General features: G+C 36.5%; 20 protein-coding genes. 16 read left to right on the top strand and 4 right to left on the bottom strand.

Annotated elements, in window-relative coordinates; genetic code table 11:
- The 8 genes from LDK52_RS14920 to LDK52_RS14885 all read left to right on the top strand — a co-directional run.
- A partial coding sequence (locus LDK52_RS14920; protein ID WP_277586213.1) for an ATP-binding protein occupies nt 1–95 on the top strand: 95 nt, incomplete at its 5' end.
- Nucleotides 96–302: 207 nt separating this feature from the next.
- On the top strand, nt 303–740 hold the full coding sequence (locus tag LDK52_RS14915) for a hypothetical protein (RefSeq protein WP_277586742.1): 438 nt from the start codon (nt 303–305) through the stop codon (nt 738–740).
- A 235-nt stretch (nt 741–975) separates the two neighbouring features.
- Nucleotides 976–2,550: an ABC transporter substrate-binding protein gene (locus LDK52_RS14910; protein WP_277586741.1), complete on the top strand. Its 1,575-nt coding sequence runs from the start codon at nt 976–978 to the stop codon at nt 2,548–2,550.
- 39 nt (nt 2,551–2,589) lie between these two features.
- Nucleotides 2,590–3,510, top strand: a complete 921-nt coding sequence (locus LDK52_RS14905) for an ABC transporter permease (protein WP_277586740.1) — start codon at nt 2,590–2,592, stop codon at nt 3,508–3,510.
- A 44-nt stretch (nt 3,511–3,554) separates the two neighbouring features.
- Nucleotides 3,555–4,463, top strand: a complete 909-nt coding sequence (locus tag LDK52_RS14900; protein ID WP_277586739.1) for an ABC transporter permease — start codon at nt 3,555–3,557, stop codon at nt 4,461–4,463.
- An 18-nt stretch (nt 4,464–4,481) separates the two neighbouring features.
- Nucleotides 4,482–5,375, top strand: coding sequence for a serine hydrolase (locus tag LDK52_RS14895; protein WP_277586738.1), 894 nt, complete (start codon nt 4,482–4,484; stop codon nt 5,373–5,375).
- Nucleotides 5,376–5,415: 40 nt separating this feature from the next.
- The gene (locus tag LDK52_RS14890; RefSeq protein ID WP_277586737.1) at nt 5,416–6,402 is read left to right on the top strand and encodes an ABC transporter ATP-binding protein; all 987 of its coding nucleotides are present in this window, start codon (nt 5,416–5,418) and stop codon (nt 6,400–6,402) included.
- Nucleotides 6,399–7,394: an ABC transporter ATP-binding protein gene (locus LDK52_RS14885; RefSeq protein WP_277586736.1), complete on the top strand. Its 996-nt coding sequence runs from the start codon at nt 6,399–6,401 to the stop codon at nt 7,392–7,394. Before LDK52_RS14890 ends, LDK52_RS14885 begins: the two co-directional genes overlap by 4 nt.
- A 37-nt stretch (nt 7,395–7,431) precedes the next feature.
- Here the strand turns inward: LDK52_RS14885 and LDK52_RS14880 are convergent, their stop codons facing one another.
- A complete protein-coding gene (locus LDK52_RS14880) occupies nt 7,432–7,662 on the bottom strand; it encodes a hypothetical protein (RefSeq protein ID WP_277586735.1) in 231 nt (76 codons plus the stop codon).
- A 304-nt stretch (nt 7,663–7,966) separates the two neighbouring features.
- Between LDK52_RS14880 and LDK52_RS14875 the strand changes: the two genes are divergently transcribed.
- Complete coding sequence (locus LDK52_RS14875; protein WP_277586734.1) at nt 7,967–8,809, top strand: SLAP domain-containing protein; 843 nt, start codon at nt 7,967–7,969, stop codon at nt 8,807–8,809.
- 123 nt (nt 8,810–8,932) lie between these two features.
- Here the strand turns inward: LDK52_RS14875 and LDK52_RS14870 are convergent, their stop codons facing one another.
- The gene (locus LDK52_RS14870; RefSeq protein ID WP_277586733.1) at nt 8,933–10,156 is read right to left on the bottom strand and encodes a transglycosylase SLT domain-containing protein; all 1,224 of its coding nucleotides are present in this window, start codon (nt 10,154–10,156) and stop codon (nt 8,933–8,935) included.
- A gap of 183 nt (nt 10,157–10,339) precedes the next feature.
- On the opposite strand from LDK52_RS14870, the gene LDK52_RS14865 reads away from it, so the two are divergent.
- From LDK52_RS14865 to LDK52_RS14850, 4 genes are all read left to right on the top strand, one after another.
- The gene (locus tag LDK52_RS14865) at nt 10,340–11,752 is read left to right on the top strand and encodes a DUF2628 domain-containing protein (RefSeq protein ID WP_277586732.1); all 1,413 of its coding nucleotides are present in this window, start codon (nt 10,340–10,342) and stop codon (nt 11,750–11,752) included.
- Nucleotides 11,753–11,996: 244 nt separating this feature from the next.
- Nucleotides 11,997–17,318 carry a S8 family serine peptidase gene (locus LDK52_RS14860; protein WP_277586731.1) on the top strand — a complete coding sequence of 1,774 codons (5,322 nt, stop codon included), beginning with the start codon at nt 11,997–11,999 and terminating at the stop codon, nt 17,316–17,318.
- Between the two features lie 135 nt (nt 17,319–17,453).
- Nucleotides 17,454–17,879: a hypothetical protein gene (locus LDK52_RS14855; protein ID WP_277586730.1), complete on the top strand. Its 426-nt coding sequence runs from the start codon at nt 17,454–17,456 to the stop codon at nt 17,877–17,879.
- 260 nt (nt 17,880–18,139) lie between these two features.
- Nucleotides 18,140–20,392, top strand: coding sequence for a hypothetical protein (locus tag LDK52_RS14850; protein ID WP_277586729.1), 2,253 nt, complete (start codon nt 18,140–18,142; stop codon nt 20,390–20,392).
- Nucleotides 20,393–20,453: 61 nt separating this feature from the next.
- Here LDK52_RS14850 and LDK52_RS14845 read toward each other — a convergent pair whose 3' ends face one another.
- A complete protein-coding gene (locus tag LDK52_RS14845; RefSeq protein ID WP_407081821.1) occupies nt 20,454–20,843 on the bottom strand; it encodes an anthrax toxin lethal factor-related metalloendopeptidase in 390 nt (129 codons plus the stop codon).
- Between the two features lie 260 nt (nt 20,844–21,103).
- Here LDK52_RS14845 and LDK52_RS14840 point away from each other — a divergent pair, with 260 nt between their 5' ends.
- A complete protein-coding gene (locus LDK52_RS14840) occupies nt 21,104–21,586 on the top strand; it encodes a sigma-70 family RNA polymerase sigma factor (protein WP_277586727.1) in 483 nt (160 codons plus the stop codon).
- 252 nt (nt 21,587–21,838) lie between these two features.
- On the top strand, nt 21,839–22,306 hold the full coding sequence (locus LDK52_RS14835; protein WP_277586726.1) for a competence protein ComK: 468 nt from the start codon (nt 21,839–21,841) through the stop codon (nt 22,304–22,306).
- 304 nt (nt 22,307–22,610) lie between these two features.
- Here the strand turns inward: LDK52_RS14835 and LDK52_RS14830 are convergent, their stop codons facing one another.
- The gene (locus LDK52_RS14830) at nt 22,611–23,297 is read right to left on the bottom strand and encodes a hypothetical protein (RefSeq protein WP_277586725.1); all 687 of its coding nucleotides are present in this window, start codon (nt 23,295–23,297) and stop codon (nt 22,611–22,613) included.
- Nucleotides 23,298–23,974: 677 nt separating this feature from the next.
- Between LDK52_RS14830 and LDK52_RS14825 the strand changes: the two genes are divergently transcribed.
- Nucleotides 23,975–25,972 carry a bifunctional metallophosphatase/5'-nucleotidase gene (locus LDK52_RS14825; RefSeq protein WP_277586724.1) on the top strand — a complete coding sequence of 666 codons (1,998 nt, stop codon included), beginning with the start codon at nt 23,975–23,977 and terminating at the stop codon, nt 25,970–25,972.
- Nucleotides 25,973–25,987 lie beyond the last annotated feature (15 nt).

The following is a 25,987-nucleotide window of genomic DNA, read 5'->3' as shown; positions in this document are numbered from 1 at the left end:
CAATATTAGACCGAGTTTTACATCACGCAACCGTCGTTTCAATTGTAGGAGATTCTTATAGATTGAAGAATCATTTAACGAAGGAAAACGAGTAATTTTGTACATACTTACGCAAGCGGAAATGTACATATTTGTGTTGACATTTATAACTATTCTAGTTGGGGGTAACCAAGCAGAAAAGGTTAGGGGAAAGAGGCAATACTAACTTAAATGATTTGAAAGGAAATGTGGAAATCGGTGGAAATTCATAAAGAATTACCATATCTCAAGTAGAAGGTATTCCAGATAGATATAAGATTATTATGCATTCTGCAGAAGAAAACATAACATATTCATTCGGTGGTACAATGCATTTTGAGCTGAATGATTATAACTCTGGGCATTTTTCATGGAATACTTTCACTATTGAAATGGAAAATAATATTACTAACCAAAGCTTAATAATAAAACAGCAAACTATTAATACAAGTGAAGACATTCAAGTCGAGTTTATGGCATATAGAGCTAATAAATGGGAAAAAGAAATTGAAGTTGATGGAGTAACAATTACTTCTGAAGTCACTAATATTATAAGTGGACAAGGAACAATAAAATTCATTGCAAGTGGAACTGATATGGGAAGTATAAATAACATTACATCTCATCGAGTGAAAATAACAGTTGATGGAAAAGAAAATCTATATAATGTTCAGCTATACGTTGCAGCGAACGGTGATTTTCACGTGTTTAAATACGATTAGCCGGGCTTTGTCCCTGTGTAAGATACAATTCAGAATTGTATCTTACACAGGGACCTTTTTTAGTCTTTTTTGCTGAAGTGAAAAAATTTAGCTATATAAAAGTACATAACTTTCTAGAATTACGAATATATTGTTTGTAATTCAAAATTTAATCTTGTACAAGCTGGTCTTGTAAGATTGTATTTAGATGGTGTTAATCTAGGGAACTAATAAAATAGACGGGGGTCATGAATTCATGAAGAGAAGGTCATTTGTATTTTTTACGATGTTACTTATTCTCGCGTTAGTTTTATCGGGGTGTAATTGGTGGGGGAAATCTGATAGCAATTCTAAAGAGGGAAGTAATCGAGAAGTCGTTGTTGGTTTAGTTTCTGAGCCAGACTCTGTAGATATTCATAGAACTTCATCCACGGGGGAAGCAAATACTCCTTTGTACGATACGTTATTAAAACTAGATAATGACGGCAACATTATTCCGAATCTAATTACAGATTACGAAGTGGTAGGTGATGGGAAGGAAGTTATTTTCAATCTAAAGAAAGATGCAGTATTCCATTCGGGAAAACCGTTAAATGCAGAAGCTGTTAAGCTTTCTTTTGAAAGATTAGTAGCATCTTCTCCTTTTAGTACGAATGCTGGTGAAATAGAAAGCATAGAGGTTTTAAGTGAATACTCTTTTAAAATAAAATGGATAAATCAATTTGCACCATTTTTCATCAATGCAACAACTCCTTTCTTAGCACCCCTGGATGTTTCCGTCTTGAATGACAAAGGGGATGGATTTGAGAAAAATCCTAGTGGATCAGGTCCGCTGAAGCTAATAGAGATTAATAGAGGGGATTCAATAGTTTATGAGCCTTATAAGGATTTTGATTGGAAAGGTCAAGAGCCTGGGTTTGATAGCGTGAAATTTAGATTTATTCCGGATGAAGAGACAAGAATTTTAGAATTCAAAAAAGGAAATGTGGATGTTTTGTTAAATGTTCCTTATCAATATATTGAAGATCTTGAAAAAGATTCGGAAGTAACGATCAAACGAGTTCCTGGAGACGTTTTAAGTTACTTGGGTTGGAATAATAAGCTTCCTATTTTCCAAGATGTGAATGTAAGGCAAGCAATTGCACTCGCGATTGATCGAGATTCCATTATTGACAATACATTAAATGGTGAGGCACAAGCGGTATTTGGCCCGTTACCAAAAGCGGCATTTGGTTACAGTGAAAAAATAGAAAAAATGGCTACCAACAAATATACGAGGGATACGGATGCTGCGAAAAAGCTTTTGTCTGAAGCGGGATGGAACGAAACAAATAAAGATGGAGTTGTGGTGAAAGATGGCAAGGAATTTTCAGTAGACTTATGGGTTGATGATGACCCAGCCAATCAAAGAGCCGCTCAAGTAATACAAAGTCAGTTGATGGAAATAGGTATCAAAATAACTATCTCTGTGAAAGAGGCTGCAACGATCATCGAACAAACACCTAATGGAGCACATGAAATGCTACTTTGGAGCTTCGGTTGGCCCGATGCAGATGTATTGAATTTCTTACTTTTCGGTAAAGATAAATCGAAAAGATTACACTATGAAAACGAAAAAATATATAGCATTTTGGAAAAAGGAGCGATTGAGATGGATCAAGAAGCTCGTTTAAAGCTATATGAAAAAGCACAAGAAATGTTAGTGGAAGAGTCTCCGTTTGTGCCACTATATGTGAAGGAAAATATTACTGCCATCCGTAATTTCGAGAGCTTTGAAATACATCCAATTGAAGGTTCAATAGAGTGGACTAGTGTGAAAGTAAAGGAATAAGGATTTAGATAAGGATTCACATGGAATGGGGGCGTTTACTTGTCATCCTATTTAGTCAAAAGAATATTCACAATGATTATAACTATACTTGGAGTCTCCGTGCTAGTCTTCATGATTATTCATTTAATACCTGGAAATCCTATCAATCATATATTAGGAGATTTTGCTACAGAGGAATCCATTAGGGAGTTAGAAATTAGATTAGGATTAGACCGTTCTATTCCCGTCCAATATTTTTCCTATATGTTGAATGCCATTCAAGGAGATCTTGGTATTTCTTATATTACAGGTTATACAGTAGTAGAAGAGATTTTAAATCGAATTCCCATTACAGCACAATTAGCATTTTTTAGCATGATTTTTGGATCCATAACAGGAATTGTTATAGGTGTCATAGCTGCAGTTAAAAAAAATACTATTTACGATCAGCTTGCAATGCTTCTTGCTTTAGTTGGGATTTCCGCTCCTGGCTTTTGGATTGCTTTGTTCTTAATACTTCTATTTTCGTATCAACTAAGTATTTTCCCGATTTCAGGTTACAATGGACTTTACTCACTCGTCCTTCCTTCCATTACTTTAGGGTTAGGTACGGCAGGTAGTATAGCAAGGATGACTAGATCCAGTATGCTAGATGTTATTAAACAGGATTATATCCGAACCGCAAAAGCAAAAGGAGCAGGGGTATATCGTTTAATTTTTAGACATAGTTTACAAAATGCTTTAATCCCTGTTGTAACTTTAATCGGAATGCAATTTGGTTACTTAATGGCGGGTGCAGTTGTTACAGAGACAGTTTTTGCACTTCCAGGGCTTGGTAGTTTAATTGTATCTGCTATTTCTACTAGAGACATTCCAACGGTTCAAGGCTTGCTACTATTTATGGCTGCGATGATCATAATTGTAAACTTTGTGGTAGATCTCTTATATACAAAATTAGATCCTCGTATTCAATACGAATAACCAACCAAGATTTACTGTATTGTGGTCGTTTGAGAGGAGAGAGTATGCTGAAGTCGATTGAAAAAAATAATAATCTATTATTTGTTGATCCTGATCCACTAGATATTAAACTAAGTAAAAACTCATTTTTGAACAATTTTTTAAATAAAATAATGAAAAATAAAGGGGCAATAATTGGTTCAGTAATACTACTATTTTTCATAATAACTTCGGCATTAGCACCAATTATTGCACCATACCCGGTAAACGAAATGAATTTTGATGATAGTTTGCAAGGGCCAAGCTTAGAGCATTGGTTAGGCACGGATGAATTCGGAAGAGACATTTGGACTCGAATGCTTTATGGAGGCAGAGTTTCATTACTTATGGGACTATTTGCGGTTACTATTTCGGGTACGATTGGGGTAACTTTAGGGGTAATTGCTGGATATTACCGCAAACTTGATATATACATCATGCAGTTTATAGACATTCTAATGACGTTTCCTTCCTTACTAATGGCAATAGCTATAGTTGCTGTACTAGGAGTTGGTTTAACAAATGCAATGATAGCAGTAGCTATTTCTGCGGTTCCATCATTTGTTCGCGTAGTAAGAGGCTCTGTCCTGTCTATCCGTGAAACAGAGTATGTAGAAGCAGCGAGAGCACTAGGGGTGAAAAATTGGCGGATAATAGGCAAACATATTTTACCTAACGTCATTTCCCCAATTATTATATTAGCAACTTTAGAATTTGGTGGTTCCATATTATCTGCTGCCGCCCTTAGTTTTCTAGGATTAGGTGCACAACCTCCAAATCCCGAATGGGGTGCACTTGTCTATGTAGGGAAGTCATTCTTAAGCCAAGCGTGGTGGATGACACTGTTTCCGGGACTTGCCATTATGTTGGTAGTCTTAGGGTTTAATTTATTGGGTGATGGATTAAGGGACGCCTTAGATCCCAAATCAAACTAAGCATAGGAGAGTTTTCGGATGAATTTACAACAGAAAATAGAGTCATATATTGATAACATAGATGCTACATTTGGCATATATATTAAACATTTAGAAACGAAAGAGGAAGTAAATATCAAAGAGCATCAACTTTTCCAAATGGCCAGTGTCGTAAAGGTTCCTATTTTAGTTACTTTATATGAAAAAGTTTATAAAGGTGAAATAGACTTGCATGAACGGATAAAGTTAGTAGAGGAAGACTATGTACCGGGCTCAGGTGTATTCCAAGAAATGCAATATGGAATAGAGCCAACAATTAAAGATTTAGCTACAATGATGATTATTGTAAGTGATAATTTAGCTACCGATAAGGTGCTTAGTATACTTGGTGGAACGCATCAAGTGGAAGAAAAGATGCATCAACTTGGCTTAAATAACATATACACAAAACATACTATTTGGGAACTTCTCAGTTTAAGTGCGGGTATACCCGCTCAGCCGTATAGTTTAAAACTCTTCGATGAAATTATTGAACGACTGATAGATGGTAAGTATGATTGGAATAGTATCGTTTTTCAAGAAAGTACAGAAAACAATGTAAGTTCTGCTAAAGATATGAGCCTATTACTAGAAAAAATTGCTTTAGGAGATTTTGTGTCGGAAAAATGTTCAAGTGAAATTCGTGAAATTCTATTTAAACAGCATTTTCAGCAGCGTATCGGAGGCTTATTGCCGAGAAATAAAAAAGTGGCAAATAAAACAGGTAGTCTTGGAACAATGTTCAATGATACTGGCATCGTATATCTACCTGACAATAAAGGGGAATTTGTCATTACTGTTTATTCCATTGGCAACTCATTGGAGTATAAGGGCGATGAACCAATTGCTCGAATCGCTGAAATAGCCTACCAACATTTTATGAAGGCAGAATAAACGTACTGGTTGCATCCACTGTATATGAGGAGGTAGATCAATGACAATTGAATTATTAAAAGTCGAGAATTTCCAAATTTCCTTTAAAGATGATGAAGCGGGTACAATCTCAGCAGTTAAGGATCTGTCTTTTCATATTAATGAGGGGGAGACAGTAGGGTTAGTTGGTGAGTCGGGTTGTGGGAAGAGTGTCACAGCTCTTTCTATCATGAGACTAATCGAGAAGAATTCAAGTTTTACAGAAGGAAAAACCGTATTTGAAGGGGAGGATATTAACTTATTTACGGAGAAAAAGATGCAATCTATTCGTGGAAATAAGATATCAATGATCTTCCAAGAGCCTATGACTTCCTTAAATCCGGTACACAAAATTGGGAAGCAAATTGGAGAAGTCCTTCATTTGCACAGATTTGCAAATAAAACAAATAGTATGGACAAAACGATTGAAATACTGAAAAAGGTTGGAATTCCTCGTGCAGAAAGTATAGTGAATGAGTATCCACATCAGTTATCCGGTGGAATGAGACAGAGAGTTATGATAGCAATGGCTATGGCTTGTAATCCCAAGTTGCTTATTGCCGACGAACCAACCACGGCACTTGATGTAACTATACAGGCCCAAATATTGGATTTAATGAATACATTGCAGGAGGAATATAATACTGCAATCTTATTAATAACCCATGATTTAGGTGTAATTTCAGAGATGGCTGATAGAGTGATTGTCATGTATTATGGGCAAATTGTGGAGCAAGCAGATGTACGAACTCTTTTTAAGCAACCAAAGCATCCTTATACGATTGGTTTGTTAAATTCCGTTCCGAATATCGACAGTGAAAATGAGTCCAGATTAACTCCCATTGACGGTAACGTACCAAATCTAGGGGTGATTAAATCGGGATGTCCGTTTCGAGCCCGCTGCCAACATGCTCATGTAAAATGTCACGAGGAAAACCCACCTCTATTTAAGCTTGAATCTCAATATGTTAGATGCTGGTTGTATGACGAGCAAGGGGGAATTGTATGAATCAGCCATTGCTAAGTGTGAAGAATTTAAAAACACATTTCCCTATAAAGAAGAAACTATTTAATAACGGAACCCATTTTATAAAGGCAGTTGACGGCATTAGCTTTCATGTGAATAAAGGAGAAACGCTTGGAATAGTTGGGGAAAGCGGATGTGGGAAATCAACAATGGGAAGAAGTATTCTTCGCTTAATTGAGCCAACTGAGGGTTCGATTATGTTCGAAGGCATTGAAGTCACAACCTTAAATCAAACAGATTTAAGAAAACTACGAAGCAAAATGCAAATTGTTTTTCAAGACCCCTACGCTTCGCTCAATCCTAAAATGACTGTAGGAGCTATTCTAGGAGAAGCACTTTCAACACATCAACTAGGAAAAAGTGCTAAAGAAAGAAAAAAGAAGGTCGAGAATTTATTATTGAAGGTAGGCTTGAGTCCTACCCATATTGGTCGCTATCCGCATGAGTTTAGTGGGGGACAAAGGCAGCGAATTGGAATAGCAAGGGCTATAGCAGTAAACCCCGCATTAATAATTGCAGATGAACCAGTATCCGCTTTAGATGTATCTGTACAAGCACAAGTTTTAAATTTATTCCAAGATTTAAAAGAAACGTTGGGATTAACTTATATTTTCATTGCACATGACTTGAGTGTTGTAAGACATGTAAGTGATCGAATAGGAGTTATGTATTTAGGCAAAATCGTAGAGTTGTCCGATAAGAAACAGTTATTCCAAAATCCACTTCATCCTTATACCCAGGCGCTAATGTCCGCTGTTCCTTCACTCGATCCGGATATAAAGAAGAACCGAATTATTTTAACAGGTGATGTTCCAAGTGCATCCAATCCACCAACTGGATGTGCCTTTCACACGCGGTGCAAGTTTAGAAAAAATGTATGTGAAAGTGTAAACCCCCGTGAAATAGAAGTAATCCCCGGCAGGTTTGTGAATTGCCATATGTATGATCATGAATTTAGAGAAGACTTTAAATGATTCTGTCCCTGTGTAAGATACAATTCTGAATTGTATCTTACACAGGGACCTTTTTTACGGTCACTTTTATTGTTTCTTCCGCAATAAGCGTTACTTCTTCTAGAACAAGCTCATCGTTATCGATAACAGCAGAATTTAATTCCTTCTCTAGACTTTTTTCCGGTTTATGTACGGTTTTCTCTACTTTTTTCTCTTCTGTTTTCCCTTCTAAACTCTGCACCGGAAGTAAGGCAGCAAGGTATTCCGGTGGTAGGTAAACGATTACCAAAATTATTGCTAATAGCATGGCATGTAATAAATGGAAATAATATATCCTAAGTTTTATACACTTGTATTTTACAACTACAATCTATTGGTATAATTTGGTTAACTAAACATAGATATTCCATGAGAGGTATATAGTATAAGTAACTAAATATCCCTATTTTTTTATGCTTATTATACTTCTTTTAAATCATCACAATCTATTAATTAGCAACAATTCTCTTTATTAGAATTTCATGAGAAGATGGTACATAGTATTCCTTATGGTATAATATAGATAAGTTTTATTTTTGAAAGGAATGTTTTATTTGATTAAACCGAAAAAAGCGAATCAACCGAAATTAAATAATAGATTAAAAACTTTGTTGGAGTTTAGTGAACATTGGGAGATGGATCAACAAGAAAGATATATCTTTCAATACTATCACAACAAATTAAAGGGATTAGATCCAAACCAAATCAATATTCACGGTGTGCAAATACACAAAACAGGTGAAGGATTTATAATGACTGCAATTATTCGTCATTCACTAGAGAAGCACTTAAATTTACAAGATATCAGATTAGTAGTTCGTGATTCTGAAGGGAAAGAACTTGCTCGTAAAGACTTTAATATGGAGTATTTTGGAGTATTAAACACGCTACGTGCAAGACCTTGGATGTTCGAATTCGGAGCAGAAACTTTCTTGGTACCTGAGGAAGAGATCCAAAGTAAAATGGAATTTGAAGTGTTATTTGATATTCCAGAGCCAACTGTTTCAGAGTTTTCACTACAATTAGATGAAAACTGGTCAAATGGTTTAACGGAGGAACAAACTGCATCACTAGAAAACACACTTGCTTCTATGGAGCCGACAAAGCAAAATGAAATCTCTGTTTCTGCGTTTAATCTTTCAGAAGATGAAAATGGAGTAAATGTATTCGTGCTAATCCGCAATGCTTTTGAAGAAGAGACAACTATTAGTAATCTACCTCTACAATTATTAGATGCTAATAACGAATTAGTTGCTCAACTTGGCTTCCCATTAGAGCAATTCACCATTAAACCGGTGCATGCAAGACCTATAAGTTTGCACTTCCCTAAAGCAGTGTTAACTAAAGAAAATCCTGACTGGACAAATTGGAATATCCAATTAACTGCACAGATCTAAAGTAACCTTTTGTAGCAAACAAAATGACAACCCCACACCTCTGATTTTCAAAGAGGAGCGGGGTTGTTTTTTGGTCCCTGTGTAAGATACAATTCTGAATTGTATCTTACACAGGGACCAATTTTATTTTAGCAACGCTAATTTGCTTTTGGAAGGTGTTTCGTATTTTATTTTAGTGGACTTTTGAACGTAGCTTCCACCACCGACGCCATATAAGCCGCCGTGATTGCTCTTATAGCTATAAACTCGGTATTCATCGCCTTTTTTCAAAGGTCTAACTGTAGTCAATGAACCGTTGCTCTCCATTTTAACCAAGTTTGTGTTAGATAGAATCGTAACTTTGCCTATTTGACCTACTTTAAGTTCTGTTTTTCCCCACATAACTTTTACAGGGGGTGCTGGCTTTTTCTTCATGTAAGCCGATGAAATATAACCTACAAACTTTTGATCCTCTGTTTTAACTGGGTACCATACAAACTGGTTTACACTTGTCAAAGACTGGTCAAATAAGAATTGTCCTTCAATAATTAAGGTAGTATTTTTTGCTAAGGTTTTTTGAATGGAAGAAGTTCCGGGCTGTAACCTTAACTTTACATTGTCAGCTGTTACTAATACTTTGTCCCCTTTTTGAAATTGATAGACAGAGGCGTTCACCTGATCGGTTAATGAATATTCCTTCTTTTTGAATCCAATATTTCCAGTGTTGTTAGGGTCATATTCAAAGTCAGCTGTATTGAAAGGGAACTGCCCTAATTTTGTACTGTTTAAGTAACTATCTTTTTCAACCAAAGCAAAAACTTTTTCTTGATAAGCCTCTAAATTCTTCAAGCCACTGGACTGATAAAGAGGGCTATTAACAGGCTTTGTCCCGTTATATGCCATGACGGGAAAGTACCAATTTTCAATTACTTCTCGTCCTGCACCTGTTATTTTAGGTAGATCTGCACGCTGATACATTTTGCTAAGGATTTCGACGCCTGCTTGAATATTGTAGTTAATATCGTATTTTAATTTCTCTTGATTATAGTTTGATTGATTGGTAATTTGCATAAGACCGATCCCATTATCTTCTGAGATTATAGGTTGACCATTCTCATCAAATTGTTTCCAACGTCCATTTTCCGTTGAAGCGACAGCTTTTACAACTTCCGGTGGGATATTTGATTCTAAAGCCGCATTCGTCAGTAAGCAGTTTATATGCTGAAAAGTGAGGTTTTGATTTGGCTTAATCTCACCATAGGATGAACACTTTGATGTCCATGTTGACTCAGCGGATGCATCTTCATATGAAAAGCCTAGAAACATTAAGCAAGTTAAGAATGCAGCCATTATTCTGTTAGGTTTCATTTATTCATTCTCCATTCGTTTAATTTTTTATACTTATCTAGTATATTTTACCATAGATTTCCTGGTCCCTGTGTAGCAAACAATTCTTTAATGGAATACAGAAAATGCAAAAGCATAACATATAGGAGAGGTAAAAGAATTATAGGAGGAATATAACTGTTCTGTGCTTCATGTGGTTCTAGAATGGATGATGTATCAAAGTTCTGCTCAATATGTGGAAAAGAGATAGCTGTAAAAAAAGATGACATAGAATCCACTTCTAACAAGAGTAGAAATAGAAAAAAAACTGACATGGATAATCAAGTGCTTAGATTATTTATAGGTGAAAAAAAGCAACATTATTACATACGTAAATGGTCAAAAGGTTTGAATTCGTGGAACTGGGCAGCCTTTTTCTTTTCATTTTTTTGGTTAGGTTATAGAAAAATGTATAAGCCAATTTTCTCGATTCTTGGAATTTTTATATTATTGGACCTAGTCGTTACAGTATTAGGAATAGACGATACCAATTTTAATAATGTGATAGGGTTTGTTGTTTCATGCACACTCGGAATTACCGGTAATAATTTTTACCGTCTTCATGCATTCAAAAGTATTCGTGAACTGCCAAAAAGTAATACTAGTGATCCGGAGTTATTAAAGAACGAAATTCAGTTCCGTGGTGGTACCAGTTGGAAAGGAGTTTTTGTAGCACTTGCGTTGTTTGTAGTTTATTTACTGGTAGTAATGACTATTCTCACCTTTGTTCCATCTATTAACAAAACAACAGAGTCAGAGTCCGATTATAATATTGAATTTGAAATTATTGAAGTTCTGGAAGAAAATATACGGGCTCTTGAAAACGAGAATATGGATGAGTATATGTCTATGGTGTATACACATACCGAGCAAACAACTTTTGCAGAAACACAAAAAATCCTAAGTAACATATTTGAAAACTTTGATTTAGCATATGAACTTAGTAATTATGAATTTTTATCGATTTCAGAACAAGAAGTTAAAGTCCGTGTAACTCAAATAACAACTCTTGTAGAAGGAGAAGACTTCCGTGATAACGAGTCCATATTCACCCATACTCTGAGACCTCAAAAAGAAGAATGGAAGTTTTTTAACAGTGAAGTAGAGTCCATTAATTATTTGGATGAAGATCAATCAGTAAAAACAAATGTGGAGACTTTCTCTAATGAAACTTCCTATATTACTAAATTACAAGCACCTAGTATGTTTGATTTTTTTATTGCGGAAGAAATCGATGTAAATAATGATGGAGTCTTAGAAACAATTTCTTTTAAAGGCGGGCCAGAAGAAAGTGATAGTTACTTAAATGAGAATGTAGAGATAGTAGTAGATTTTGAGGCGTATGAAAAAGTGCAGCTAACCCTTTCTGCAGAGAACGCACCAATTCTATACTTTTTCGATATTAACCAAGATGGTTGGATGGAGCTTTTCTTTGAAACAGGTGCACGCATAACAGGAACGGAAATGTACCAATTCACTTCAGACGGATTAGAGTATGTTAAGACCTTAAATGGTTCTGTTGAGGAACTTACTCCATATAAGGTAATCACAAGCGAGGGTAATTACAAATTTGATTGAGCTGGTCCCTGTGTAAGATACAATTCAGAATTGTATCTTACACAGGGACCTTTTTTGTGGACATGTCATATCACCGTGGACTAGCACATATATTAAAAACAGTATTACATTGTGCAAGTTACTTTATATGTAACTCTAATTATCTTCATAGGAAGGAAGCGGTTTTTATAAAAAAGCATTAGCGGTAAGGGTCCAAGCTTATAGTTACGTAAAGTAAATTACGTTAGGAAAAGGGGGAATTATATTGAAGAAAAATGTATTAAGTAAATTTTTTAGTGCCTTTATGGTACTAGCTATGATTTTAACAATGCTTAGTCCAGCTATGACTGCATCTGCAAACTCAAGTGTTAAGCCATTCAAGCAAAATACGCCAAGCGAGAGTACAATGCAGTTAAAATCAGCTATCGCAGAACAATTAAATTTGTTAGATGGTGGGCCAAAACTACACAAAGACTTACAAGACCAAACGGGTAATCAAGACGTTGCAGTAATCATTCATTTATCTGAAAAACCAGTTGCTCTTGAAAAAGGAATAAGTGAATTAAACGGAAGAGCATTCTCAACCTCACAAGAAAATAACGTGAGAGCAAAAGTAAAAGCGCAACAAACATCCGTAAAAAAGGAATTAACTACAAAAAATATTGCTATAAAACAAGGTTATACCTTTGATACAGTGTTGAATGGGTTCGCAGCAACGGTTAAAGCGAGTGACATACCAAAACTACTTACTGTTCAAGGAGTAACATTAGTGGAACCAGACACAATCGTTTATGCATCGGAGGAACCACAAAAAACGAAACCAACAAAACCCTCTACAATTATTAAAAATCCTAAAGTAGATGCAAAGATGAATACAAGTATCTCCTTCTTAGGCATTAAACAACTTTGGGACGAGGGTATTGAAGGACAAGGGGTTAAAGTAGCAGTACTGGATACAGGAATTGATAAGGATCATCCAGAATTCGCAGGCATTTACAAAGGTGGAAAGAACTTTATTCCAAATTCATCCACTTATACAAAAACACGCGCAGATAGCGATGCATCGGAAACATTACCTTCCGAACGTCCTGCGGGAACACCTGAATTTAATGCAACTGGAAGTTCATTCTATACATCTCATGGTACGCATGTTGCTGGCACAATTGCAGCAATCGGAGCTAACGAATACGGTATTAAAGGGATTGCACCTAAAGTAGACCTTTATGCTTATCGTGTACTTGGAGCGTATGGAAGTGGATCAACTTCTGGTATCGTTAAAGCTATTGAAACAGCTGTATTAGAAAAAATGGATGTTATCAATCTTTCACTTGGTGGAGGAGCAAACTCGGAAACAGATGCAGGTTCATTTGCGATTAATAACGCGATGATTGCTGGTACTATCGGAGTTGTTGCAACGGGTAACTCAGGTCCAAATCGTGGAACCATGGGAACTCCCGCTACTGCACGTTTAGGTATCGCTGTTGGTAACACGACGAATCCGGAAACAATGCACAACGGAGAAGTAAAAGTTACGGTTGGAGATTATAACTTAACAAAACAGTTAGGCTTAATGGGTACAACTTTTGGAAAAGATTTAGCTACACAACTACAAGGTGAGTTTGATCTAGTGGCAGTCCCTGGCCTTGGGGAAGTAAAAGATTATGAAGGAATTGACGTTGAAGGGAAAGTAGCATTGATTGCTCGTGGAAGTATCGCGTTTGTCGATAAAATTGCGAATGCAAAGGACCGTGGAGCAGTTGCGACGATTATTCATAACTCTCCAGCTGGATCGAATACACCAAATGCTTCAGGCACATTCCTTGGAGACTCATTTGCCTTTATTCCAACGTTTGATATGTCTTTAACAGATGGAGAGGCAATCCGTACTGCATTAGCAAAAGGAACAGGTAAAGTAAGCTTTGGTAAATTTGCTTCCACGAATACTGTTGGAGATGAAGTAAATGACTCAAGTTCACGTGGACCTTCTACACCAAACTTTGATATTAAACCAGACGTAAGTGCACCTGGAACAAATATTATGTCGACAATTCCAATGTACAAAACAGATTTTCCTGATGCTGTGTACGGGGAAGCATATGATCGTAAAACAGGAACTTCAATGGCAACACCACATATCGCAGGTATTGCGGCACTTGTAAAACAAGCAAATCCAGATTGGAATGCTTTTGACGTTAAAGTAGCCCTTTCCAATACGGCTAAAATCTTAGATACAAAGAAGTATGATGTATTCGCTCAGGGTGCAGGTCGTGTGAATGCGTATGCTGCAGCACATCCAGAAATTCTTGCATATGCAGTAGATACGGCAGTATTAGATGGTACTGGAGCTGTAGTAGAAAATATAAAAGGCACAGTAACTTTCGGTAAGCAATCACTTAAAGAAGGTAATATATCCGTAACTAAAGAAATTTTAGTAAAAGATATTGCTAAAAAAGGTGGGAAATATGACGTAACAGTTAATGTTACAAAAACATTTGCTGATGCAAAAGTAACGGTAGACAAACCGACATTCAATCTTGCAGGTGAGCAGGTATTAAAAGTTACATTGACTGCTTCTAAAGCAACTGCACCAAACGGTTCTGAAATATTAGGATATATCAATATTAACGGTGAGACTTCAGAAGTTTCCTTGCCATTTGCAGCAGATTTCGGTGGAGTGGTAGCAACTGCAATACAAAATTTTAAAATTACAGAAACAGATCTATCATTTAACGGTGATGGAGTTAAAGATACTGCTCTCCTGTCATTCACATTAACTGGTGATGTAACAACAAACTATATCGAGCTTTGGGATATCATGAATCCTGAAGGCGGCGAATATGGTGATGGCTACATCGGTTATTTACACGCAGGAAATTCACTTGCAAAAGGATCTTATACGCTGAACGTTGCTGGACAGTACAAACCATGGGGTACTGCACCTGCAACAACTATTCCAGATGGTCTCTACACAATTGACTTCACTGGCCTTGCAGCTTCAGGAATAGTATCCGATTATGTAGGACCAGTTGTTGTTAAAACTACAAAACCGGTAATTACTGGTGCAGTAACGGAAGGTGTTGCGACTGGTAAAGTAACAGACAAATATATCAACTACAATGAAGAATTATATTTATATGGTTTAGAATATAATTTAAATGACAAATTAAAAGCTTCGTATATTGCTACTGTAAATGATGTAGCACAAGCGGCAGTTAAGTTCGATTTGAAGCAAGACGGTAGCTTTACATTTCCTGTAACTGCTGAAACAGATTCCGTAAAAGTAATTATTAATGATGCAGCAGGAAATGTTGGCGAGGCATTAATTTATGAAAAAGAAGCGGAAGCGGTAGTAACTCTTTCTGTCAATCCAACGAAGCTAGACTTAACAGCTGGCGAGAAATCTCAACTTACGGTGAAAGAAACATCTACTCCGGTTAAAGGGGATGCAACAGAAAAAGACGTAACTTCAGATGCTAAGTATGTAGTAGCGGATGAAAAAGTTGCAAAAGTTGCAAATGGATTAGTAACTGCGGTAGGAAAAGGTTCTACTACGATTACCATTTCTCACGGTAACAATGAAGTAACTGTAAATGTGACCGTAAAAGATCCAGTAGTTATCGTTCCAGGGGTAACTCTAGAGGCAAACAAAACACAACTTGATTTGGAACCGAAAAAAGAAGCACAACTGAAAATAACAGAAGTTACGACTACAGCAGATGGAAAAACAACACGAAAAGACGTAACAAAAGCTGCTACGTATAAAGTTGCGGATAGTAAAGTGGCTAGCGTAAAGGAAGGTTTAGTAATAGCAAAAAATGCAGGAAGCACAGCAATCGCTGTTAAATACGGCAAAAATGAGCTAACTGTCAATGTGACGGTTACAGAACCAGGGGTAACTTTAACGGCAAACAAAACACAAATTGATTTGCAAACTGGAAAAGAAGCGCAACTGAAAATAACAGAAGTAGTCACTACAGCAGATGGAAAAACGAAAAAGACAGACGTAACAAGTGCTGCCAAATATTCAGTAGCAGACAATAAAGTAGTTTCTGTGAAAAATGGTTTGGTAACAGCTAAAAATGCAGGAACTACAATCATTACAGTTAAGTACGGTAAAAATGAACTAACTGTAAATGCGACGGTCACAGAACCAGGCGTGACATTAACGGCAAACAAAACTGAAGTTGATTTGGAAGTTGGGAAAGAAGCTCAACTGAAAATTATCGAAGTAACAACAAATGCAGATGGAAAAGAAAAGAAGGTAGACGTAACAAAAGCTACAACGTATAAAGTAGCGAACGATAAAGTTGCTACTGTAAACAATGGCTTAGTAACGGCAGTAAATGCAGGGAATACTACGATCACTGCCAAATATGGTAAAAATGAAGTGACTATTAATGTAAAGGTTACAGAGCCGGTAGTGACACTAATTGCAAACAAAACACAAATTGATTTGGAACCAAAAAAAGAAGCACAACTTACTATTAAAGAAGTAATCACTTCAGCAGATGGAAAAACGAAACAGTCTGACGTAACAAGTCTGGCAACATATAAATCAGGAAACAATAAAGTAGCTACAGTAACTAACGGTTTAGTAACAGCAAAAGGGATAGGAAACACAACAATTACCGTTAATTACGGTAAAAATGAATTAACAATAAATGTCACAGTGACAGAACCAGTAGTGACACTTAACGTTAACAAACCAGATATTAATTTAGAATCAGGAAAAGAGTCCCAACTAAAAATTACTGAAGTAACAACAACGGCTGATGGAAAAACAACGGAAAGAAATGTAACAACTGCTGCTACGTACAAAGTGGCAAATAAAGCAATCGCTACTGTAACGGAAGGTTTAGTGAGAGCAAAAGATTCAGGAGTAACAACAATCACTGCAAAATATGGTAAAAATGAAGTAACGGTAAACGTGACGGTTACAAAGCCTGAAGTGACACTGTTTACAGACATTGCACAAATTGATCTGGAACCAGGAAAAGAAGCACAACTGACTATTAAAGAAATAACGACAACAGTAGATGGTAAAACAACCGAAAAAAATGTCACTACATCCGCAACGTATAAAGCAGCAGATACTTCCGTAGTTTCTGTAACGAACGGTTTAGTGAGAGCAAAAAATGCAGGAACTACAACGATCAACGTTAGCTATGGTGGAAAGAACCTAACTGTAAATGTAACGGTTACCGCACCAGAAGTAACGCTAGTAGCAGACACTATGCAACTTGAGTTAGAAGCTGGAAAAGAAGTTCGCCTAACGATTCAAGAAGCAACAAAAACAGCAGATGGAAACACAACCTATAGAGATGTGACAACTGCTGCAAAATATACTCCAGGAGATAAGAAAGTCGTTTCCGTTACTAATGGATTAGTAAGAGCCCTTAAAGTGGGTAACACAACAATCACTGTTAACTACGGTAAACACGAACTTACGATAAGCGTCAATGTTAAAGAAGCTGGCTTCAAATCTATTGTTCCAGCTTTTGAGACAGTAGTTCCTGGCCCTGAACTTTCAGTGCCAAGTTTTGAATCTATCATGCCAGATGCTGGAGCAATTCCGGTAGCTGCATAAACTTGTTTGTCCCTGTGTAAGATACAATTCTGAATTGTATCTTACACAGGGACCTTTTTAATCGGTAACATATAATCTATAATAAATAGAATATATCAAATAGAATAATATTTGAGAAAAATGGAGGAGAGAATCATGAAAAGAATACTTTCTGTTTTATTAATATTTGGACTCTTTATCGCGGGATCATCAGTCTCGTTAGCAGCAACGACCGTAATGTGGGGGAAAACAGAGCTTAAGCTTGGGCAAATTGGAAAAGTAACAATTTTAGGAGACACTCCATTAGTGAAAATGGAAGCAGATGGGTCATTATCGACTGTTCGTATGCTTAAAAAAGGTGACGAGTACCGAGTATACAGCTACAAAGGCCAACATAGCGGATTATACGGTGTAGGCGGAGCTAGCTTCGTTCAAAAAAACACGTACAAAGTTAAGTACGAAACACCTTCCAAAGCGAAGTTAGCACTTGTCACACCCAAACCTGTCATCGTTACACCATTGGATCCACCTATGACAACTCCAGTAGATCCACCAGCATTGGAAATTGTAGATATTCAGTAGTACTGTCCCTGTGTAAGAAACAATTCAGAATTGTATCTTACACAGGGACCTTTTTCATTCACATACAAAGATTATTAGGTATGAATTGGTATAATATCCAAAAAAATTAATCTATATATAGAGGGATACTGGGATTGCATGGAGAATAACCATTTAAATAGATGCATATAGTAATAAGTTACAAAATAAATAAAAGTTGTTCATATTTTTATACTATTTGAATGTAGTTAAACTATATTCGAAAAAAAGGAGAGATTTTAGTGAATTCCAAAACGATGAAAATTTTCGTGTCTTCAATTGTAGCTACGTCTGCATTCGTTGCAGTAGCACCAAGTCACCAAGCGGATGCTACTGTAAATATTGAAGCATTAGTAACAAATGCTCAAAAAGCAGGTACTGTATTAAAATGGGCGATTTCTATTGAAGGAACTGCAGATGGGAAAACTCAACCTTGGACTCAATTTAATGCAGCAAAAACGGCTATTGCTAAAGCTGAAGATGCTTTGAATGGAGCAAGTAACTCGAATAGATTGAAGTATGCAGCATTACTAATTGAACCGAAAAGGCAACTTCAACGTGCACAAGGGTATTTAGATGCCATTACAGCGAGCGAGAAGATAGAGGCGAAAACGAAAGCTCTTTCTGAAGCAGTTGGTTCGAATAATTTAGAACGAGTGGAAGCTGCATATCACGCAATGACGGCAGAATTCCGTAAACAAACGATATTATTGGATCGCGTGTACGGCCAATCCACACGTGATAGGATACGCAATGTAGTAAAAGGACCAGCAGAACAGCTTATTAATTATCTTAAAAATGATGTAACGGTGCATATGCATGTTAAGACTGCGGCAGAACAGTTTCGGCTAGGAAAGTACATGGAAGCGGACAAATTAATAAAAGAAGCCCAAATGATTTTGGACTCTAATATACTGATTTGGGAAAGTTCCTTGAAAAATAGTCTGGATGCAATAAATGCATCTCAGCCAGTTCAACTTGTTTCTATTTCTCGAGTGGATAGCACAACTGTAACGGTAAAATTAAGTAGAGCTGTTTCTTCTATTCAGCTTTCTGAGTTTACATTTGATAATTCTTTGTCAGTCTCGAGAGCCGTGTTAAGCAAGGATGGTACAGTTGTAACATTGACTACTTCTGTGCAAATTCCTGGTATTAAATACACGATGAAATTCAAAGGAAATTCTGTGAGCTTCACGGTTCCAGTTAGCATTGTACCAATTCAAATGGGCGATCAAACGATACAACATAGAGAAACAACAGAAGTACTTTCTCTAGTAGCTAATTTTACAGAGTCAAATAAACAGCCTTCTAGGGATACAGTACGAGTTGATATTCCTGCAGGTATTAAGGTTGTTTCGGTTAATGGCATTGAGAATATCATTGTTGGAGCAAAAAGTATAAATGTAGCACCTGAAAAAAATGGTAATGTTACGATTGCTTTTACTGCAAAAGATGCAAACGTCGCTTCAATTGATAATGTGATTACCTTCAATAGAATGCAAAATAAAAAAGTGATAGAAACAAAATCATCAGCTAAAATGAACTTCTATGCTCATGCAAAAGCCGCTTCATTCTCCAATAAGAAAATTTATTATGTAGATATTAACAATAACTATTTTGTCACCGCAGATGGAATGAAATATATAATGAAGGCTTCAGGAGATGTTTATCGAAATGAAGGAATTGCAGTAGCCTTTGATTCATTCAAATCTGCTTTGGACGTGGAGGATACAATTTCAGGGTCGTACAATCCAACAACTAATTCGTCATTTGAGATTACATCGAATTTCTACCTCATTGACTTTGTACTCGATTCTAAATTTGCGTACAAATCTGGAACAGCGGGATACCGTATGGATGGAAGTAAAGTTGACTTGAACGGTACGGCGCTACCAGACTATGAAATCATCTTCTATAAGAATAGTTCGTATATAGGAAAAACTAGAGTAAACGCAAATGGAACATGGAGCTTCCGGACAAACGTGGACCAAAACGCAATAAGCGATTTTTCGTTCGTTCAACAAGTTGCTGGAAAAGCTGCTCCTACTAAACCTGGTTCGGATGCAAAAACATTAAAAGTAGTGGAAGGAACATTCGACCTTTTATCGGTTAGTAGTGGAACAACAGCTGATGAAGACCTATCCAACGAAGCACTAGTATTTACTATTGCACCTTTAAAAAATAAAAATGGTCTATTATTAGTACAAGACCAAGTAGTAGCTTTAGCTAGTGCGTCAATTATCGTACAAGATAATGATGGAACAAAAATTAAATTTACAAACAACCAAGACAATACCAAATTCACATCTGTGAACAATGGATTCCAAATTAAGTTCGGAACAATTGATCCAGCTAAAGGTTCCACTGTTATCGTGTCAAAAGGAAAAGACAGCGTGTTAACAGGAACACTAAAAGTCAACTCCATCGACGGCATCCAAAACTCATATGGTCTAAACATGAAAGTAAATGCAGGTTTCCAGATTACAGGGTACTAATTTAGACTTTACTGTCCCTGTGTAAGATACAATTCAGAATTGTATCTTACACAGGGACCTTTTAGTTCTCTAACTTTTGGAAGAAACTATAAGTAAGTGGCGCTCTCTGTTTTAATTCATCTTTTCTCTCATTGTTCAAATAATAATAAGCAAAAGCCTCAGCAAAGTATTCTTCAGGATAAAGGTGATAAATGAAATTAGGATATGGATGAGAACTCATTAAACTTAACATCTCTTTCTCTAAAATTTTCTTGAATTCATCTGAATTAGAAATTCCATCAAATACATATATATCTATTGCATGGGCAATTTCATGCAATTCTAAATTTTTGGAGCCATGTCCATTATTAAAGTCACTATACCCAATTCTAGCTATTGTCGGATTTCCACCTAGTCCCGGAACATCATCCCAAGTTCCTGACTCCCATCCTCTAGGTGTTACACCTCTTATACAATATGCACTCTTAAATAACCACCCAACAATGCAACACTAGTCACTTTTTATGTTTTGGCATTACTTTCTAAACTCTTCTACAAATTGTACAAGCTTCGACAGTACTCTTTTCATATATTCTCAGTTATACCGTCTATAACGTCACGTTTGATATGCTAGTACTTCGTAAAGGTTCATTGGTGTTCACCTCTTGAGTTTATTATTCTAAGGCTACCTAGGAATAATCGAATCGTGCATGACTCAAAAGGAACGTAGCGTTGACGGATTTTGAAGAAGTATTGGAACAATTTGAGCCGATGATTTCCGCTTGTATTCGAAAGTTGAGCATATACAAAAATCATGAGCTTTATAGACAGGCAGGAAGAATTGCATTGTGGAAAGCGTGGGTAAAGTTCGATGTGGAAAAGGGAGATTTTGCAGCTTATGCGTATCGTTCCATTTACGGTGGAATGCTGGACGAATTAAAAAGAGAAAAACGACAGGAAGAGCATGCAGACCTTGTAGAGGATGAAAAGTTGGCGTTTTTACTGGAACAATCTCTTGTCACAAGCATAGAACATGAGGATTTAGAATTAGCGATTGACTCATTGCATTCAAACGAGCGAGAGCTTTTGATTTGGATTTTTGTGGAGGGAATCTCGCTGCAGCAGGCTGCGACTAGAGTCGGCATTACAATACCAGGTATCAAAAAGAGGCGAGAAAGAATGCTTACAAAATTGCGAGAGCGTTTAGAGAAGTAGAATTTTAAAAAGTCTATAAGCCGAGAAAGTGGCGATATTCACTTCTCGGTATTTTTTCAGTTATAATTTACCACCTGGACAGGAATTGTGTATTTTGTATAGGACCAAATTCTAAATAATGGAACTTAAAAAGGAGGATTTAGGGATTATTTTTAAAATATTGAATATATTTAGTATATTTAGACTAGTAAGTTATATTGTAATTTGATAGGATAGGCTTATAGAGAGGGGACAATATAAGGGGGAATTGTGGTGAAAGATAATAAAGGTAATTCTGATTTGGTTGATAACGAAACATTAATGCTTGAGCCCGTTTTTACAGATAAGGTAAAGACGCGAATCGTGACGACCCATGGAACTTATTATTCCGAAGAGAGTGTATTGAAGTTACTGGAAGATGCGTGCAATCGTTTTGCATCCACGTTAGAGGGACGATTAAAAGCCATAAAAAAGTTGATGAATTATTCGGTAAAGACACCACTGTTAATAGAGCCGAATCTTTTCGGTGCTTTTCCAACTATGTCCTATAGGCATGTCGACTGTGTATGGATATTCAATCACCCTTTCGATGTGGAAGAGGTGAGCAAAGGAAAGTCCATTGTCCATTTTTCAAATGGAATCTCAGTTCCTGTGAATGCTTCCAAACATGTAATACTCAAACAACATCAAAGACTACACACCTCGTTAAATATATATGGTATCCAGCATCGAAATGAGTAGGGTACATAGGAACCATTTGGTAAACGTTTCTATTGTTTACGTAACTTAAAAGCTAGGCAATGGGTATGAAGTATACTAAAAAATTGTCTCCTAACTAGATATTTTAACCGTGTGGCGTCTGAAGATACTTTTCAGATGCTTTTTTTCTCTTATTATTTGTCCCTGTGTAGCACACAATTCAAACACCTTCGAATAAGGTACTTGTGGATAATGTACGTTGATCGAAGGTGTTTTGGCTGCTTTTTGTCCCTGTGTAGCACACAATTCATATGCCAGTTTCGTCCCTGTGTAGCAAACAATTCTCTTAAAATAAAAGACTCATATGATTAAAATACTCCACTATTTTAGAATTCCCAACAATGGTGACAAAAATGATCAATAAAATAGTGAAAGTCGCAATATACAATATAAATCCGTAGAGTGGGTCAACACCAGAATGGCTCTTTGCAAGCAAGAAAGTCATGACATAAAGTGGCAGTATAAATAGACTAAAAATGATGCATATAGTTAAAATTGCATTGCCATAAATAAATGATTCTACAAGCATTAGAAATATAGAAGCAGATACTAAAATAATAGGTGCTGATAATTGCCCGCCATAAAAACTGATAATCACTTTAAACGAATGTTGTGGACCAAAAAAATTGCTAATGAGAAAAGTAGAAAGTATAACCAGTCCAATTAATAAGAATGTAAGTAAGAACGACTCCATAAAAAAGGATAAAAAATGGGGTGGATTGTTCCAATATAAATCCTTAGAAAATAAAAATAGGGATATGGTAACAAGTGCAGTAAATAAAATAATACTAGCAAGACTACTTCTAAACTCACTTTCTACATGAATGTGTGAATGAGAAGGTTTTTTTAATTGTTGAATAAAGTAAGCGCTATATATTTTAGTTTTGCTTTTAATATTTTCTATATGGACATTCGGTTTCGCTGGTCGTGTTCTGGAAGCAACACTTTCGGTATTTAATAGAAGTTCCTCCAATTCAGTTCCACATAAACTGCAAAAGTTTCCAGTGACTTGATCATGGCCACAGTTTATACAAATCAGTAATTTCCCTCCTTTGTACTTTATTTCTAGCCAATTATTCTCTCTCTGATTATATGAGTCTAATAAATCTTTTATTCGTAGTGATTATCTGTTGTGAAAGTGGGATAAATTTCCACCCCGCAAGTAAATCCCTCTCAAGCGCAAGTAAACCTAGATCAACCGCAAGTAAACCCCAACAAACCGCCGGTACCAATCCACTGAGAGCAAGTATCCAACAAGCGACCGCAAGTAAATGCCGTTGGAACACTATAATGCGATTTAATTTACAACAAATCTATCACAGAGCAAGTGTAAGGTACCTAGTTATTGAACGATTCATATTTAAATCAGGACTTTATACCCATTCCGATATATGATAATAGTAATAATTTTTGGAATTTTACAAAAAACGACAATCTTTACAATTCTACTTTGCTAAAATGTAGTTGACTCACTATTACAACAGCGAAAGGAAGGGATTTTATTTATATATAAACTGCTATTTCGAGAGCGAATAATCACCTCGTAGAACCCCAGAATCAATGAAAGTTTTTACTTAGTCCAATATATTCATATAGTTGAACTTTATTAAATAAGATAAGCGAACAGCAAATCAAAATAGGAGGAAATTTATGAAAAAGAATAACGTGAAAAAAACTGTGGTAGCTTCAGTTCTCGCAATTTCAATGCTAACTACAACTAGTGTCGGTCTCGCGAATAATTCCTTGCAAGACTTCATTAAACTGGCAAAGAATGACACTCCAAATGGAAATAATAAAGGCGGAAACTCAGGTAAAACCTTTAACTTATCCATCATGCATACGAATGACACACATGCACAATTGGACAATGTGGCCAAGCGAGTTACTGCTGTTAAAGAATATCGAAAAGCGAATCCAAACGCATTATTAGTCGATGCTGGAGATGTATTCTCTGGTACATTGTATTTCAACGAATTCAAGGGACAAGCAGATGTTGAATTCATGAATTTGATGAAATATGATTTGATGACTTTTGGTAACCATGAGTTCGATTTAGGATCCGGTGCGGATGGACATAAAGCTTTAGCAGACTTTGTGAAGAAAGCTAATTTTCCGCTTGTAAGTGCGAATACTGATTTTTCACAGGACGAGCATTTAAAAGGACTATTTAGTGTGAAAATCCAAAATAATCCTAAAAGCAGTCAAATTTATAGCGGGATTATTAAAGTTATAAATGGAGAGAAAGTTGGACTATTTGGATTAACTACAGCAGAAACGAAGGATATTTCAAGTCCTGGAAAAGTGACATTTAATGATTATGTAAAAGCTGCTCAAAAAATGGTAGACGAGTTCGAAAAGCAAGGTGTGAACAAAGTAGTTGCTGTAACACATCTTGGCTATGATGATAATCCTGCATACGACAATGACTTGCAGTTAGCTGCAAAAGTAAGTGGCATTGATGTAATTGTTGGCGGTCATAGTCATACTAAATTAGAAAAACCAGTAATTGTAGATAAGGATTTAGCAGGGAAAACGAAAGATCCGACGGTTATCGTCCAAGCCTATCAATATAGTGAGTTTTTAGGAACATTGGATGTCGAGTTCGATAAAAACGGAAAAGTAATTGAACACGCTGGCGAATTGATAAATGTGAGCTTACAAGTGGAAGACGCTAAGGCAAAAGAGCTATTAGCAAAATATTCGTCCAAAATTAATGACTTGAAAAACGAACCAACTGGAGCTACTGCAGTAACTGCTTTAGAAAATCCACGCTCTAGTACTGGTGGTTCAAGCGTTCGAAGCAATGAAACTCCACTTGGGAATCTGATTACGGATGGCATGCTCAATAAAGCAAGAGAGTATAACAAAGATATTATTATGGCTTTCCAAAATGGCGGAGGAATCAGAACTGCAATTAATCAAGGACCAATTACGGTTGGAGAAGTAATCACTGTACTGCCTTTCGGGAATACTTTAGCAACTATGAAGCTTACGGGAGCTGAAATAAAAGCTGCATTTGAAATTAGCTTGAAAGATTATCCAAGAGAAAATGGCGGATTCCTTCATGTGTCGGGAGCAAAAGTGAAATTCGACTCTACAAAGGCTGCTGGACAACGTGTCGTCTCTATAGCTTATAAAAATGCTGATGGCACATACACAGAAATCAACGCAGATAGCACGTATACCATTGCAACGAACGCCTTTACTGCTAAAGGTGGGGACGGCTACGATGTTCTGAAAAAAGCATACGAGAACGGAAGAGTAACAGATTTAGGCTTATCCGATTGGGAAAACTTCCGTGATCACTTAGTAAGTCTTGGTCAAGTGAACCCGCAAGTGGAAGGACGTATTGTCAACGTGAAGGATGAAAAGCCAGAAAATGAATATCCAGGCGGAACGATTGATGCGAAGGATTTTTCAGGCACGGTAGAAATCCCAAAAATCTATAACGGAGACGTGACAGTTTCAGTTACAAATACGAGCTTCCTTGGAAATGCGATTATTAAAGGGAATCTAACGCTAATTGGTATCCCGTCTAGTAATTTGATGCTCTCGAATATTACGGTCAAAGGCAATCTAGACCTTTCCGAGGTAAACGGAAATATAGAAATGAACGGTATCATTGTTGATGGAGAAACTATTCTTTAACACACAAAGGAGAAT

Source organism: Psychrobacillus antarcticus, assembly GCF_029533155.1.
Lineage (GTDB): Bacteria > Bacillota > Bacilli > Bacillales_A > Planococcaceae > Psychrobacillus > Psychrobacillus antarcticus.
This window is presented reverse-complemented; position numbering and strand designations above follow the sequence as displayed.

Excerpts from the sequence above, each read along its gene's own strand:
- LDK52_RS14915 (WP_277586742.1), top strand. The coding sequence starts at position 303 with ATGCATTCTGCAGAAGAAAACATAACATATTCATTCGGTGGTACAATG.
- LDK52_RS14895 (WP_277586738.1), top strand. The coding sequence starts at position 4,482 with ATGAATTTACAACAGAAAATAGAGTCATATATTGATAACATAGATGCT.
- LDK52_RS14910 (WP_277586741.1), top strand. The coding sequence starts at position 976 with ATGAAGAGAAGGTCATTTGTATTTTTTACGATGTTACTTATTCTCGCG.
- LDK52_RS14825 (WP_277586724.1), top strand. The coding sequence starts at position 23,975 with ATGAAAAAGAATAACGTGAAAAAAACTGTGGTAGCTTCAGTTCTCGCA.
- LDK52_RS14865 (WP_277586732.1), top strand. The coding sequence starts at position 10,340 with ATGGATGATGTATCAAAGTTCTGCTCAATATGTGGAAAAGAGATAGCT.
- LDK52_RS14855 (WP_277586730.1), top strand. The coding sequence starts at position 17,454 with ATGAAAAGAATACTTTCTGTTTTATTAATATTTGGACTCTTTATCGCG.
- LDK52_RS14870 (WP_277586733.1), bottom strand. The coding sequence starts at position 10,156 with ATGAAACCTAACAGAATAATGGCTGCATTCTTAACTTGCTTAATGTTT.
- LDK52_RS14885 (WP_277586736.1), top strand. The coding sequence starts at position 6,399 with ATGAATCAGCCATTGCTAAGTGTGAAGAATTTAAAAACACATTTCCCT.
- LDK52_RS14890 (WP_277586737.1), top strand. The coding sequence starts at position 5,416 with ATGACAATTGAATTATTAAAAGTCGAGAATTTCCAAATTTCCTTTAAA.
- LDK52_RS14900 (WP_277586739.1), top strand. The coding sequence starts at position 3,555 with ATGCTGAAGTCGATTGAAAAAAATAATAATCTATTATTTGTTGATCCT.